A 14,313-nucleotide genomic window follows, 5' to 3' on the forward strand; every position below is an offset into this window, starting at 1 on the left:
GCCTCGTGCTTCGGACGGAAGATCACCGACGCCACGTTCACCAACCGCCGGTAGGCGATGTAGTGCCGCAGGGACGCCACCTCCACCTCGCCCCATGCCGTAAGCGCCTCCTCAAGTTCCGCGTACAGGTCCCGCAGGCACTCCGGCACCGCTCCTCCACCCGCAGGCCGAGAGACCGCCGAAGCCGTCGGCACGCTGTCCGCCACGGGTGCCCGCTCCCGGCCCCGGCGAGACGAGGCAGCGCTCGGGAAGCCGGTCGCGGAGTCCACGAGCAGCAGCCCCAGCAGGCCACCGTCGAAGATCCGGTAGCGCACCAGGTCGATCCGCTCGGGCAACCTCTGCACCGCCACCCGGTCGTGGTGCGAGAAGCCCGCTGCGATGCAGATCATCCGCGGACGACGCCAGTCGACGGACTCGGCCACCTCCGCCCCCAGCACCTTCCGCACGAGCGCCTCGAACTCGTGGTGCGCCGACTCCAGCCAGGACAGGTAGGAGACAGCCTGGGACATCACTCCGCTGTCCGAGCCCTTCTTGAACTCGATCACCACCGGGCTGCCGTTCTCATCGAGCCCCAGGGTGTCGATCCGCCCCCGGTGCCAGGGGCCAGTCGGATACTCCGATGCCAGGAAACGGACACCCAGCATCTGCTCCAGGCCGGTCTCGACCCGCCGCTGCAGCTCCACCTCCAGCGCCACGGTCGAGCCGGCCAGCTCGACATCCCGTCCGTCCGCGTCCTGCCGGAACATCATCAACTCGGCCCCCAGCGCCCCCTCCTACGATCTCTGCAAGAAGGCCAATCGAACGAAAGCCCTGCTTATTCCGCTCGTGGGCGGTCCGAGGGCAGGGCCGTGCGGGTTCCTTTGTCAGCGAGGTTTCGATCGCTCGACAGAAGTTGCCATGCCGCATATGGGACTGCGATGAGGGGAAGCCCGGCCGGGGGATCGAAGAGTGGTCCGTAGCCACCGAGGGGCGCGGCGAGGGCTGCGCCTGCGAAGGGCGCGAGCGCCGCGGTGGTGGTTGCCGGTGCTGCGAGGAGCCCGGTGAGCGTCCGTACTGGGCGGTTCCCCATCGGTCGGAGATGGCAGTTGCCTGCAGGAGTGTCAGGTTGCCGCGAACCGCTCGCACCCCGCCCTTTAACTGGGCCAGCGAGCCGACCCCACGTAGGAAACCGTCTTAGCCGCGGCAACTCGTGAGGAACGTGTGCAAGGCAGCGTTGGTGCGTTCCGGACGGCCGAGCTCACCGGTACGGGCATCGAGGTCGTGCAGATTGCGCGCCACTTTCTCGACCTGGGAGCCCACCGAACTGGGGAAGGGGACCGGCCGGGTCTCGTGAGGGGTCTGGAACCACGTCGCGGGGGAGCTCGATCCTGTCGAGCTCCCCCGCTGAGGGAGGATCAGCCGGTGACGGAGGTCAGGGCGGGCAGGTAGCCGAGCTTGTAGCCGTCGACGGTGGGGTGGAGCGGGGGAAGGTCGGCGATCGCGTGGAACCACGACTGGTTGGAGCAGACGGCGTGGCCGGCGAAGGAGGGCTGGGCGTCGACGTACTTGAAGCCGGCCTTGGAGACGCTGTTGGCAATGCCCTGGTTGAGGGCCTTGCCGAAGCGGTTGATTTCCTTGCGCTGGAACTGGTTGGGGGCGATGAGAACCGAGCAGCTGGCGGTCTCTTCGAAGAGGAGGGGATAGCCGAGGACGTAGACGGTGGCGTTGGGTGCGGCCTGGTGGATGGCGGCGTAGGTGGTGTCGAGCTTGGCGGTGATGGCAGGCATGTCGGCGATGGCCTTGTTGATGGAGGTGGTGCAGGCGCTGTCTCCGGACATGCAGGTGGTGACCTGTTCGCCCCAGGCGGCGTCGTTGCCTCCGATGGTGATGGTGACGACGTCGGTCTGAGCGTTGAGGCCGGAGATCTGGTTGGCGAGTACGTCATCGGTCACGGCGCCGCCGCAGGTGACGTCGGTGAAGCTGGTGATGCCGTGGGCATTGGCCCACAGGGCGGGGTAACCCTGCGCGGTTCGACCGCAGCCGGTGTCGCCGCCGGGTGCGCCGACACCGGCGGAGAAGGAATCACCCATGGCTACGTACTGGGTGGTGGAGTCGTAGCCGGGAGTTGCTGCGTGGGCGGGGGCGGAGAGCAGGCCGACGGCGGCCAGCAGAGGGAGCGAGGCGGCGAGGGAACGAAGGAACAGGCTTGTCATTGATGCCTCCGGGAGGGGGGAGGTCGCCGGCGATCCGTTCAGGCGGTCTCGGCGACGGAGGTTAACGCCGAGTAAACTAGGGCGACCTTTACTTGAGGTCAAGGTGTTGTGCGTGATTGATCGCGGAATCTCGGCGGTAGTCCTCGATCCCCCGCTCGTCGTGCCGGTCGATACCGGCATATGGACCTCGAACCGGATGGGAAGCCAGACGTAGTCTGCGACAGGCGTGTCCAACCTCCACAGCGGCCAGGTTGTTGTCCGGCTCCACCTGATCGCCCGCGTCCACCGGAACAGCTCAAGTGCCCGCCAGCCACCTCTGCGGAGACGTGCGGAAGCCATCGGCCAGCCAGAGCGGCATGCCGGTCCTCCTGCGCCGGGTGGCGAAAGGCCGAGCTGGTCTGCGAGCGGAACGAGGTGCCTGTCGTATCGCCGGGATGCGGGTTGCCGAGGGCGGTCCAGAGGTCATGAAACGTGTCGGCCGCGGCCACCTCGGACCGGTTAGGGCGACGTCGCGTTCACCGCGAACCGGTTCCCGCTCCTGCGCACGTACTTCAAGCGCTGGGGCAGGCCTTCCAGCGTCCTGGCGGGCGGGCCGTCGAGCGTCATCCGCTTGAGGACCGCCGCCTGGGTCTCGAACGGCTCCAGGACGTCGCCGACGGTGATCCCGGTCAGTATGCCGCTCTTGGTTGCGAGGGTGAGGGTGCTGTGGCAGGGAGCCGCGCTGACTGCACCCGACCGTACGTCCTCGACTGACGCGCCCAGCTCCCGCAGACGCTCGAACACGTGTGGGCCGGCGGCCGCGGGCCGAGCGGAGCAGGAACCCCGCAGCGGCCGGCCCCCCTGCGGCCAGTCAGTTCGCCGGCGGCCGCAGACGATCGGCGCTGATCACTGTCGTCAGGGCGCGGCCCACTAGCATGCGCCAGGCTGCCTTGAGACCGTGCTCGTGCAGCCACTGAGCCCTTGCCTTCAGAGCGGACTCGGGTAGATCTGTCGGCTCAGCTGCGCAGTGCGGACAGTGTGGGGCGGCATGCCCTGCGTCCGTGCCCAGCTTCCCGACCGGCGTCCGGTGGTCTCATCTCAAGGCGTGTACATCTGGCCTGCGGGAATCCACTGTTACGATTCAGTGGCTCCGCTGGAGCGGATCTTCAGAGCGGATGCGGGGAGGCTCGGTGGCTCGGCAGCGACGTGTCACGGCTGCAGACGTGGCTCGGGAGGCGGGTGTCTCACAGACCACAGTCAGCTACGTACTCAATGACGTGCAGCACCAGAAGATCGCTGCCGAGACTCAGGAGCGGATCCACGCTGCAGTCGCGAAGCTTGGTTACACACCATCCGCCGCGGCTCGTGCGTTGAGGAAAGGGCAGAGCGATATCGTTCTGCTGCTTTTCGCGGACATGCCGCTCGGGCATACCGCGATCGAACTGGTTGAGCAGCTCACTCGGATTCTGCGTCAGCAGGGCTTGAGTGTGGTCACCCGCATCGAGGACGGCGGCGCGAACGATTCGCTGTGGGCGGACCTCGCGCCGCGGGCCGTCGTCATGCTGGCTCCGGTCCAGGCCGACCGGCGCAAGCGGATGGAGGCGGCCGGTATCCAGGTGATCAATGCATGGCGGCGTGACCCCGAGGACGCCGTGCACGACACCCTGGCGCACTCGCAGCACCGCGTCGGAGAAGTGCAGGTACGCCACCTGGCTGCCACCGGACACCGGCACATCGGGTATGCGGCGCCGGTCGACCCACGGCTGGCCGATTTCTGCGAGTTGCGCCTCCAGGGGGTCAGCCAGGCTTGCCGGGAGCTGGGCATTGATTCACCCGTGGTGCGCGAAATCGGCTCCGACAGGGACCTTGCCACGGACATCGCTCAGCAGTGGCGAACTGACGGCGTCACCGCGGTATGTGCCTTCAATGACGAGGTGGCCTTCGCATTGCTGGCCGGCATGCGGGCGGCGGGCATGGAAGCCCCACGTGACCTCGCCGTCATCGGGGTGGACGATATTCCGGTCGCCCAGTTCGCCGAACCGCCCCTCACCACTGTCGATCAGCACATCGGCGGCGTGGCCGGGGGACTGGCTCAGGCCGTCCTGCGGCGCCAGGACCCACCGGAGGCATCCGGACAGCCGCGGGGTGAGCTGGCCACCGTGGTTGTCCGGCAATCGGCCTGAGCTCGGTCCTTCGCGCCCCCTCAGTTCCCGATGAGTCGGGGATCCACGTGGATTTTGGGGCCCGCTCCAGCGCCGAGTGGGCGGCTCCCGGCGAGCACGTCTCCGGCCCGTTCCAGGCTCACGGTCGCCGCCACCAGCGGCCTGGGATCCACCGAGCCGTCCGCGTACGCCCTGATGGTCGCGTCGAGAGCCGGGGACGCCGAGAGGAGCCCCACGGCCGTGACGTCCTTGAGCGCGAGCGTACGGGTGTCGATGCGGCTCGGCTCACCGGCGAGGCCGATGCAGACGACCCTGCCGCCGGGCTCCACCAACTCCAGCGCGAGGCCGGGCAGGTGCGCCGCGTTAGAGGCGTCGACGACCGCGTCGAACGGTAGGTTCGGGAGGCTGTCCTCCAGCCAGAGCTGGTCGAATCCGAGAACGCCGGCGAAGTCGAGAGAAGCCCGGGTCTTGCCCATGAGGTGCACTTCGGCTCCTCTGGCCTGCGCGAACATCGCGACCAGAAGCCCGATCGTTCCAGGCCCGAGGACCAGGATCCGTTCATTCCGGTCCGGCGTCGCGGCACGCGCCGCGCGCAGAGCGTTGCCGCCCGGCTCCACCAGCGCGCCGAGCGTGGCGTCGACGGAGTCCGGCAGCGGGTGCAGCGAGGAGGCGGGAACGGCGAGTTGCTCGGCCAGCGCGCCGGGCTGACCGTCCCGGACACCCACCTCGCGGCGCGTCTCGCACACATGCCCGCGTCCCCGCAGGCAGCGCCGGCACTCGCCGCAGCCGATCATGGTGTCGCCTGTGACCCGGCGGCCCAGCCACTCCTGGCCGACGCCGGCCCCGACCGTGCGAACGCGACCGGACCACTCATGGCCGAGGCGCATCGGGAAGGACGCGTGGCCCTGGTGCAGGTAGGCCATCTCGCCGGTGAAGAACTCCATGTCGGTGCCGCACACTCCGACCCGTTCGATGTCGACGACGACCTCGCCGGGGGCGGCGGCCGGATCGGGCAGCTCCTGCACCTCGTACGTACCGGGGCCTGTGAGGATGAATGCGCGCACGACTCCCCTCACCTAGGCCCGAGGACGTGCTGGCGCTGGCTTCCCAGACCGCTGATGCCGAGCTCCATCACATCGCCGGGGCGCAGCCACACGGGCGGGTTGAATCCCATTCCGACTCCGGGCGGGGTGCCGGTGTTGATGAGGTCGCCCGGCTCGAGGACGAGGAACTGGCTCAGGTAGTGCACGATGAAGTAGGGGTCGAAGATCATCGTCTTGGTGTTGCCTGTCTGGCGGCGCACCCCGTTGACGTCGAGCCACATGTCGAGGGCGAGGACGTCGTCGATCTCGTCGGTGGTTGCGAGCCACGGCCCGGCAGGGTTGAAGGTTTCCGCGGACTTGCCCTTGGCCCACTGGCCGCCACGCTCCAACTGGAAGGCGCGCTCGCTGATGTCGTTGACGACGACGTACCCGGCGATGGCGTCGCGAGCCTCCTCCACCGAATCCAGATAGCTGGTCCGGCTGCCGATGACGATGCCGAGCTCCACCTCCCAGTCCGGCTTGGTGGAACCGCGCGGGATGCGCACGTCGTCGTCGGGGCCGACCAGGGTGTTCGGCGACTTCGTGAACAGGATCGGCTCGTCCGGCACTGCCATGCCGGATTCCGTCGCGTGGTCGCGGTAGTTGAGGCCGATGCACAGGATCTGGTGCGGGCGGGCGATGGGAGCCCCGACGCGTTCTCCGGAGAAGCGGGATACTTGCCCCGCCGCCGCGCGCTCGGCCACGACGGGACGGACGCGGTCGAGACCGCCCGAACCGAAGAACGACTCGTCGAAGTCCGTGACGATGTCGGAGAGGTCGACGTACGTGTCGTCGTCGAGGCGGGCGACGGGCTTCTCGGCGCCGACGGTGCCGATGCGCATCAGATACACGAGCTCAGTCTCCAGGGTATGAGGGGGAGGAGGTCAGCAGGGGAGGGTGCGATCGGCGGGGGCCGACCACGAGGGTACGGGCGCGCCGGGAACGTCCATACGGGCGGTGAACAGACGTCCCGAATCGGGGTACTGACCCCGCTGGGCATCCGTGAGGTCCACGCTTGCGGTGGTGATGACGAGGGTGCGCAGGTCGGAGCCGGCAAACGCCACCGACGAGGTGTGCGGTGCAGGGACGGCCAAGCGTGAGGTGAGGGCACCGGTGGGGGAGTAGCGGCGGATTTCGCCCGCGCCCCACACCGCGACCCAGAGGTGTTCTTCCGCGTCCAGCGCGATGCCGTCTGGGTGGCCGTCCTCGATGCGCAGGTGGACGCGGCGTTCGGCGTCGTCGTGGGTGTAGTCGCGTACGCAGACGGTGTGTTGGAGGGTGTCGACGCTGTAGAGCGTGTGTCCGTCGGTGGACCAGGCCAGGCCGTTCGACAGTGCCAGGTCCATGTCGAGCACGGTGAGCCTGCCATCGGGCTCCAGGCGGACCAGCGTCTCCCGCTGGGACGGGCCGTCGAGGCTGAGGGTGCCGACGAGGAACCGGCCGGACGGGTCGGTCGATCCGTCGTTGAGGCGGCGCCGGACGCCGGGCGGCACGATCCGAGGACCGACGCGGCGAGTGCCGTCGATGCCGAGAACCACCAGGTGCTCCTGAGCGGCGATGAGCAGCGTGCCGTCGTCGGAGACGGCGACCGCTCCGACCATCGAGTCGAAGGAGTGACGCCGAGTGACCGTGATGCGGCCGGTGGTGTCGTCGACGGAACCTTCGAGGACGTACCCGGCGAGGATGTCGACCCAGAGCAGGCGCTGCCGGACTGTGTCCCAGACCGGCCCTTCGGCGAGTTGGAAGGCTTCGACGCTCGCGGCAGCCAGTCGTCGTACGGTCACTGGAGTGGTGCTCCCAACGGATCCAGCAGGAAACGAATTTCGTCGTACGCCTCGATCAGGGTGCTCAGTGGCGTGCGGTAGGTCAGCGCGCTGACGCTCACCGCGCCGGACGGAGTCGTCGCCGAGTTCGCGTACACGGGGAGGGCCAGGCAGTTGACACCCGGCTCGTTCTCCTGGTCGTCCAGGGCATAGCCGCGTTTCCGGACGGCCTCGAACTCCTCGTGCAGTTCCGCGGCGGTGTGGCGAGTCCGCCCAGTCCGCCGCTCCAGCGGTCCGTCGCCGATCCATGTCTCGACGTCCCCTACGGTGCGCAACTCGTGGGCGAGGAGCAGCTTTCCGACCCCCGTGGCGTGCGCGGGGTTGCGGCCACCGACCGTGGAGGTCAGACGCACGGCTCCGGTGGGCGGGTCGACCTTGGCGCGGTAGACGACCTCGTGGCCGTCGAGCACCGCGTAGTGCACGGTCTCGCCGAACCGCTCGGCAAGAGCCTCCAGGGAAGGGCGTACACGTACGTGGTCGGGACGGGCTTCGTGGTGAGCGAAGGCCATGCGTAGGAACTCGTCGCCGAGCAGGTAGTGCCCGCGCGCGTCCTGCTGGGCCAGACCTGCCCGGCGCAGCGACTGCAGCGCGCGATGCACGGTCGGTTTGGGGCTGGCGATCACCCGTGTCAGCTCTTCCAAGCCCACGCCGTCCGGATGACGTGCGAGCTCTTTGAGTACGGCGAGTACCCGGTCGGAGCCGACAGGCCCCGTGCTCTGAGCTGCGGTTGGTCCATCCACGGCGGACTCGGACCTCTTGGGTCCGGGGGCTTTCGATCCGTCGAACGTCTGCGTATTGTCCATAGCGTTCCAAACGTTAGACCGATGTACCGATTATTGGAAAGGGGTACGGGTGAAGCTTCGCAGCGCGCAGTGGTACGCGGGCCAGGATCGCAACGCCTACATCCACCGGGCCTGGATGCGCCGCGGTGTGCCGGACGACGCCTTCACCGGCCGCCCGCAGATCGCCATCGCCAACACCGCCTCCGACTTGACCCCTTGCAACGCCCACCTGAACGAGGTGGCGGCCTCGGTACGCAACGGCGTGTACGAGGCCGGTGGCATCCCACTCGATCTGCCCGTCGTGTCGCTGGGCGAGACGAACGTGCGGCCCACCGCGATGCTGTGGCGGAACATGGCGGCGATGGCCACGGAGGAGATGCTGCGGGCCAACCCCCTCGACGGTGTCGTGCTGTTGGGCGGCTGCGACAAGACGATCCCGTCGCTGCTGATGGCCGCCGCATCGGTCGACCTGCCCGCGGTCGTCGTCCCCGGCGGACCGATGCTGAACGGCTCCTTCCGCGGCAAGCCGCTCGGCTGCGGCACCGATGTATGGAAGCTGTCCGAGGAGGTCCGCGGCGGCACGCTCAGTCAGGAGGACTTCACCAGCTCCGAGTCGGCGATGATCCGCAGCCGTGGCCACTGCAACACCATGGGCACCGCCTCCACCATGGCCCTGGTCGCCGAGGCCCTCGGCACGGTCGTGCCGGGCGTTGCCGGAACTCCCGCGCCCGACAGCCGACTTCTGCAGGCCGCCCACCAGACCGGCCGCCTCGCCGTCGAGATGGTCGGCGTCGACCGTCGCCCCGGCACCTTCCTGACCAAGGCGTCTTTCCACAACGCGATCGTCGCGCTCGCCGCTGTCGGCGGTTCCACCAATGCCGTCGTCCACCTTCTCGCGATCGCCGGACGCCTCGGCATCGACCTCACCCTCGACGACTTCGACCGCATCGGCTCGCGCGTTCCTGTCCTGGTGGACCTCCAGCCGGCCGGCTGGTTCCTCATGGAGGACTTCCACCGGGCCGGCGGTCTGCTCGCGGTCCTGCGCGAAGTGCGGGATCTCCTCGACCCGGACGCGCTCACCGTCAGCGGCAGGCCGCTCGTCGAGCACCTCGACGCCGCCGCCGTCTGGGACGCCGACGTCATCCGCCCGCGCAAGGAGCCGCTCGTCGCGGAAGGCGGCATCGCCGTGCTCCGCGGCAACCTCGCCCCCGACGGCGCCCTCATCAAACCCGCCGCCGCCTCCCCGCACCTCCTCCGGCACCGCGGCCGAGCCGTCGTCTTCGACTCCATCGAGGACTTCCACTCCCGCATCGACGACGCGGATCTGGACGTCGACGCGGACTCGGTGCTCGTCCTGCGCGGCTGTGGACCCAAGGGATATCCAGGCATGCCCGAGGTCTCCAACATGCCTCTGCCGAAAAAGCTGTTGGAGCAGGGGGTACGCGACATGGTCCGGATCTGCGACGGCCGCATGAGCGGAACCGCCTACGGCACGGTGGTGCTCCACGTGGCACCCGAGGCGGCAGCGGGCGGACCGCTCGCCCTCGTACGTACCGGGGACATCGTCAGCCTCGACGTCGAGGCCCGCCGGATCGAGATGGACGTACCCGCTGACGAACTCGCCCGCCGCGCTCCGAACCAGGCGACTCTCGACGGCTTCGCCCAGCCCAGGCGGGGCTGGGAGCGCCTTTACGTCGACCACGTCCAGCAAGCCCACACCGGTGCGGATCTCGACTTCCTCATCGGCTCCAGCGGCTCCGAGGTCAGCCGCGAATCCCACTGAACCGCCGACCCCACGCCCTTACCTTTCCGCGATTGCATACGAGGAGAGACATGACGACCACCCCTCCCAGGACAGCCCTGATCACCGGAGGTGCCAGCGGTCTGGGCGCGGCCGCGGCCGAAAGGCTACGCGGCGACGGCGTCAAGGTGACCACGCTCGATCTGGCCGGTGCGGACGTGGCGGCCGATGTGACGGACGCGGCGGAACTGAGTCGCCTGGCCGCCGAGATAGGACCCTTGGACATCCTGGTGAACTCGGCCGGCATAGTCGGACCGAACGCACCGCTTCTGCAGACCACGCCTGAACAATGGCGACAGGTCCTCGACGTCAATGTCCTCGGGACCGTCAACGCCATGCGGGCCTTCGTGCCCGGAATGCGGGAGCGCGGCTGGGGCCGCGTCGTCAACTTCGCCAGCATGGCCGGGAAGGACGGCAACCCCAACCTGTCGGTCTACTCGGCGTCCAAGGCCGCTGTGATCGCCCTGACCAAGTCCGCGGGTAAGGAACTCGCCACCAGCGGAGTCCTCGTGAACGTCATCACGCCTGCCGTCATCGCGACCCCCATGAACGACTCCACCGCCCCCGACGTCCTGGACCACATCACCGGGCTCATCCCGATGAGGCGCATCGGTCGCCCCGAGGAAGTGGCCGAACTCGTCGCCTTCCTCGCGTCGGACCGCGTGAGTTTCTCCACCGGTGCGGTCTACGACATCAGTGGTGGCAGGGCGACCTACTGACGTCTGAGTGCGGGCGGGACCGGCACCGCGGGCGGGGCCGGTCCCTGCACTCGTCACCTGACGTTGCGCACCCGGAGGATGGCGGCGGCACCGATGAGGGCCGCGATCAGCGAGAGTACCCAGACACTGCCGTATCCGCCGGTGAGCACAACCAGTTGGCCCGCGACAACGGGACCGACCGCCTGGCCGAGATTGATGCCCGTGGCGCCGACACCGAGGTCGCGGCCGGCTGCCTCTCGGTCGGGCAGCACCTCGATCAGCAGGGCCCGGTCCACGGCCAGGTAGCACCCCGCGCCCAGGCCGCCAAGGATGTTCTGCACGAACATGGCGGGCAGGGTCGGCCAGGCCAGAGGTACGGCCATGGAAACGGCGAACAGAGCCGAGGCGCCGATCACGAAGGGCTTGCGTCGTCCCATCCGGTCGGACCACCTGCCGGTAACGAGCATGGAGATGACCGTGCCGGGAATGATGGCGATCGTCATGAGCGGGATGAGACGGGTGGCCTCCGCCGTGCTCAGGGCAGGACGGATGTAGCTCTGGAGCATGTAGAGGTTGAAGGCGTTGGATGCTCCGTAGCTCAGCATCACCATCAGGCCTGCGAACCACACCCAGCGGAAGTCGGACGACCGCAGCGGGATGAGATACGACTTCAGCAGGTCCGTCCAGTTGGCTTCGGGCACCTGGAGGTCGGTCGAGGAACGATCCCTGGCGACCAGCACGAACAGCAGACCCGTCACGGCGAGAGCCAGGGCGAACGGGTAGTAGGTGTCCAGGCCCATCGAGTCGAACAGGGCACCGGCAGACACGGCGCCCACGAGCACTCCCAGCAGGGTCCCGATGCCGGAGAGCGCGGACGCGGTACCGAGCTTGTTCTCCGGAATCCGGTCGGGAACGGTCGTGTTCAGTGAGCCCTGGGCCGCGTTCATCATGAGTTGGACGAGCGCCCAGAAGGCGATGAGAAGGCCGATTCCGGCCGAGTAGCGCACCGCGAGCATCAGCGCGGCGCCGAGCACCGCTCCGGCGGCGATCCACGGGGCGCGACGGCCCCATCGGGAGCGGGTACGGTCCGACAGCAAGCCGACGACGGGCTGAACGATCATCATGGCGATCGCGCCCACTCCGGTGACGATCGACAAGTGACTGGCCCGCGCCGCTTCGTAGGAGTCGAGCAGGTCGAGCTGGTGCTGCTGGTGCGCCGTGGCCGTCGTGGTTCCCGCCTCGATGGCGGCCTTGAGGTCGGTCAGGTGCTGCAGATTCGCGCTCGCGTCCGTCCCGGTGAACCAGTGGGCGAACTCGATGTCCTGGACCTGGAGCGGCAGCAGAATGCCTCCGATACCTCCGTTCACCGCGGTGATCGCGGCCATAGCCAGGATGTACACGATGAGGTAGCGGCGCAGTGGTGGTCCGCCGAGATAGATCATCGACGTTCCGGGCGCCGAGGGTTCGGAGACGTGGGACGGGGCCGGTTGTACTGCGGTCATGGAGTGGACTCCGCTGAGGTGTGCTGAAGGGGCGACGGATGGCCGGCAGGAGGGGCGTGCCGGGGCCCGGCACGAGTCAGCTGGGGGCCGACCCGTGTCGATGACCCCGGAGGACCGGTGTCCATGGCTACGTCGGTGCGTGGCAGGCCGGCTTCACAGCCCGGCGGGGCAAGCCGACAGTTTTCACCGCTCGTTCCAGGTCGGACGCGGTTCTGGCAGAGGGTGAGTGGCATTTGCAGGCCGCTCACACCCACTACTGAAACGTAAAAGTGAAACGTGTGAGCAACGTAGCCGGAGATGGTCGTGCGGACAAGGGGTCGCTCGGAGCGACTGTGCTCGGGTGCGGATGTGACTTACTCAAGGGCGGTCGTACATGGCGGCGATGTCGTCCTCGTAGGCACGGGCGACAAGGGCGCGTTTGACCTTCAGGCTCGGGGTCAGTTCGCCGTGCTCCACGTCGAGGTCGCGCGACAGCAGTGTGAACTTCTTGATGGTCTGCCAGCGTTGGAGCCGCTCGTTGAGCGTCCGCACGTAACTGTCGATGAGCTGGTACGTGGCGGGGGCGTTGACGATCTGTGCGTAGTCGCCTGGGATGCCGTGGCCGGCCGCCCAGGGCAGTAGCACGGAGGCGTCGAGGGCGATCAGGGCCGTGCAGTAGTTGCGCCGGTCACCGATGACGATCACGTTACTGATGAAGGGGCAAAGGGCTTTGAACCGCCCTTCGACCTCGCTCGGGGCGACGTACTTCCCTCCGGAGGTCTTGAACAGGTCTTTCTTCCGGTCAGTGATACGCAGATATCCGTCGGAGTCGAGTGTGCCGATATCGCCGGTCCGGAACCAGCCGTCGGCGTCGAGGACTTCGGCGGTCTGCTTCGGCAGGCGGTGATAGCCGCGCATCACGCTCGGCCCGCGCAGCAGGATCTCGCCGTCGTCGGCGACACGTATCTCGGTGCCCGGGTACGGGGTGCCGACGGTTCCTACGCGCACGGCGTCCGGTCGGTTGACCGTCGAGCCGGCTGCGGTCTCGGTGAGCCCGTAGCCCTCCAGCACCGGCACACCGGCATCGACGAAGAAGGAGGTGATCCCGGGGTCGAGCGCCGCGCTGCCGGAGACCGCGATCCGCAGCCGCCCGCCGAAGGCCGCGCGGACCAGCTGGGGGGCGGGGGCTTCGGCACTCCGGGCGGTCTGGGAGACGATGGCTGCGTAGATCTTCTCGAAGATGCGCGGAACGGCCGCCATCACTGTCGGCCGGACCGTTTGTAGATTCTCGATGACCTTGTCGACGCGACCGTCGACAGCCATCACATGGCCGGTTGCGATCTGCCCGCAGATGAGGGTCTTGCCGAAGACGTGGGAGAGCGGGAGCCAGAGATAGTGGACGTCGTCGGGGCGTAGCAGCCCCGTGATCACAGGGGCCGCGCTCTGATAGGACCAGCAGTCGTGGGAGAGGCGCACTCCCTTGGGGCGTCCGGTCGTTCCAGAGGTATAGATCAACGTGGCGATCTGGTCCGAGTCGAGGCTGTCGACCGACTTCCGTACGACGTCCGGCTGGTCGCGTAGGTGAGCGGTGCCGCGTTGTTCTAGTTCGGACAGGGGCAGGATCGTGAAGCGGTCGGACGGGATCTCCTCCGTCGCGTCGAACGTGATCACGGTCGTCAGATCGGGTAGCCGATCCTGCTCCGCGAGGACCTTTCTGACCTGTGTGGCGTCATCGGCGAACAGGATTCGGCTCGACGAGTCGGCCAGGATGAAGGCCGTCTCGTCCGCATCCGTGCTGGGGTAGACCGTCGTGGTGGTCATGCCCGCGCACATGACGGCCAGATCGGCCAGGATCCACTCGATCCGAGTGCTCGACGCGATGGCGACACGCTCGGAAGGATCGACGCCGAGTGACAGCAGTCCCGCGGCGAGCGCCGTGACGCGCTCCGCGGCGTCAGCCCAGCTCAGCTCACCCCACTCTGCTTCATCAGCGGTGGGGAAGCGGTACGCGGGGGTGTCCGGGGTCGCCCGAACGCGGTCGAAGAAGAGATGCGCGACGGTCGGCGGGCGCTGGTCGAGCGTCAGGGGCAGAGAAGTCAACGAGGCCTCCGGATGAGGGAGAGATGCGCGGGGCGTCAGCATGTAGACGGTTCACGGTCAGCCGTCGGTGGCATTGAGCGCGGGCGCGGGAGATTGCCGGGCTCGGAGCTCTTGTGCGGTGCTTGTATGGCCGTTACGTTACTCATACGTTTCACTTGTTCGTATCAGTTGTGACGGTCATCACTCAACTCCTCTTTGCGTGGCTCGCATTTG

General features: G+C 68.0%; 12 protein-coding genes and 1 pseudogene. 3 read left to right on the plus strand and 10 right to left on the minus strand.

Annotated elements, in window-relative coordinates:
• The 4 genes and pseudogenes from ACFXOA_RS28920 to ACFXOA_RS28935 all read right to left on the minus strand — a co-directional run.
• The coding region (locus ACFXOA_RS28920; RefSeq protein ID WP_385034558.1) for a hypothetical protein at positions 1–749 on the minus strand (749 nt) is incomplete at its 3' end.
• 65 nt (positions 750–814) lie between these two features.
• A pseudogene (locus ACFXOA_RS28925) lies at positions 815–1,119 on the minus strand (hypothetical protein); the annotation flags it as partial.
• 275 nt (positions 1,120–1,394) lie between these two features.
• Positions 1,395–2,192, minus strand: coding sequence for an SGNH/GDSL hydrolase family protein (locus ACFXOA_RS28930; RefSeq protein WP_385034560.1), 798 nt, complete (start codon positions 2,190–2,192; stop codon positions 1,395–1,397).
• A gap of 498 nt (positions 2,193–2,690) precedes the next feature.
• On the minus strand, positions 2,691–2,975 hold the full coding sequence (locus ACFXOA_RS28935; RefSeq protein WP_385034562.1) for a hypothetical protein: 285 nt from the start codon (positions 2,973–2,975) through the stop codon (positions 2,691–2,693).
• Between the two features lie 371 nt (positions 2,976–3,346).
• Here ACFXOA_RS28935 and ACFXOA_RS28940 point away from each other — a divergent pair, with 371 nt between their 5' ends.
• On the plus strand, positions 3,347–4,354 hold the full coding sequence (locus ACFXOA_RS28940; RefSeq protein ID WP_362555802.1) for a LacI family DNA-binding transcriptional regulator: 1,008 nt from the start codon (positions 3,347–3,349) through the stop codon (positions 4,352–4,354).
• 20 nt (positions 4,355–4,374) lie between these two features.
• Here the strand turns inward: ACFXOA_RS28940 and ACFXOA_RS28945 are convergent, their stop codons facing one another.
• The 4 genes from ACFXOA_RS28945 to ACFXOA_RS28960 are packed head-to-tail and all read right to left on the minus strand — an operon-like array spanning position 4,375 to position 8,041.
• The gene (locus ACFXOA_RS28945; RefSeq protein ID WP_385034564.1) at positions 4,375–5,397 is read right to left on the minus strand and encodes a zinc-binding dehydrogenase; all 1,023 of its coding nucleotides are present in this window, start codon (positions 5,395–5,397) and stop codon (positions 4,375–4,377) included.
• 8 nt (positions 5,398–5,405) lie between these two features.
• Positions 5,406–6,266, minus strand: a complete 861-nt coding sequence (locus ACFXOA_RS28950) for a fumarylacetoacetate hydrolase family protein (RefSeq protein ID WP_385034565.1) — start codon at positions 6,264–6,266, stop codon at positions 5,406–5,408.
• A gap of 33 nt (positions 6,267–6,299) precedes the next feature.
• A complete protein-coding gene (locus tag ACFXOA_RS28955) occupies positions 6,300–7,199 on the minus strand; it encodes an SMP-30/gluconolactonase/LRE family protein (protein ID WP_385034567.1) in 900 nt (299 codons plus the stop codon).
• Positions 7,196–8,041, minus strand: coding sequence for an IclR family transcriptional regulator (locus ACFXOA_RS28960; RefSeq protein ID WP_385034569.1), 846 nt, complete (start codon positions 8,039–8,041; stop codon positions 7,196–7,198). Before ACFXOA_RS28960 ends, ACFXOA_RS28955 begins: the two co-directional genes overlap by 4 nt.
• A gap of 49 nt (positions 8,042–8,090) precedes the next feature.
• Here ACFXOA_RS28960 and ACFXOA_RS28965 point away from each other — a divergent pair, with 49 nt between their 5' ends.
• Together ACFXOA_RS28965 and ACFXOA_RS28970 are read left to right on the plus strand one after the other, a co-directional pair.
• Entirely contained in the window at positions 8,091–9,803 is a 1,713-nt protein-coding gene (locus tag ACFXOA_RS28965) for an IlvD/Edd family dehydratase (RefSeq protein ID WP_385034572.1), read from the plus strand.
• Between the two features lie 50 nt (positions 9,804–9,853).
• On the plus strand, positions 9,854–10,540 hold the full coding sequence (locus ACFXOA_RS28970) for an SDR family NAD(P)-dependent oxidoreductase (protein ID WP_362555814.1): 687 nt from the start codon (positions 9,854–9,856) through the stop codon (positions 10,538–10,540).
• A gap of 53 nt (positions 10,541–10,593) precedes the next feature.
• Here the strand turns inward: ACFXOA_RS28970 and ACFXOA_RS28975 are convergent, their stop codons facing one another.
• Positions 10,594–12,021 (minus strand): MFS transporter, encoded by a 1,428-nt coding sequence (locus ACFXOA_RS28975; protein WP_385034574.1) that lies wholly within the window; start codon positions 12,019–12,021, stop codon positions 10,594–10,596.
• Between the two features lie 357 nt (positions 12,022–12,378).
• Positions 12,379–14,100 carry an AMP-dependent synthetase/ligase gene (locus ACFXOA_RS28980; RefSeq protein ID WP_385034576.1) on the minus strand — a complete coding sequence of 574 codons (1,722 nt, stop codon included), beginning with the start codon at positions 14,098–14,100 and terminating at the stop codon, positions 12,379–12,381.
• Between the last annotated feature and the right edge of the window lie 213 nt (positions 14,101–14,313).

Source organism: Streptomyces sp. NPDC059166 (genome assembly GCF_042755185.1).
Lineage (GTDB): Bacteria > Actinomycetota > Actinomycetes > Streptomycetales > Streptomycetaceae > Streptomyces.

Excerpts from the sequence above, each read along its gene's own strand:
- ACFXOA_RS28930 (WP_385034560.1), bottom strand. The coding sequence starts at position 2,192 with ATGACAAGCCTGTTCCTTCGTTCCCTCGCCGCCTCGCTCCCTCTGCTG.
- ACFXOA_RS28940 (WP_362555802.1), top strand. The coding sequence starts at position 3,347 with ATGCGGGGAGGCTCGGTGGCTCGGCAGCGACGTGTCACGGCTGCAGAC.
- ACFXOA_RS28960 (WP_385034569.1), bottom strand. The coding sequence starts at position 8,041 with ATGGACAATACGCAGACGTTCGACGGATCGAAAGCCCCCGGACCCAAG.
- ACFXOA_RS28970 (WP_362555814.1), top strand. The coding sequence starts at position 9,854 with ATGACGACCACCCCTCCCAGGACAGCCCTGATCACCGGAGGTGCCAGC.
- ACFXOA_RS28975 (WP_385034574.1), bottom strand. The coding sequence starts at position 12,021 with ATGACCGCAGTACAACCGGCCCCGTCCCACGTCTCCGAACCCTCGGCG.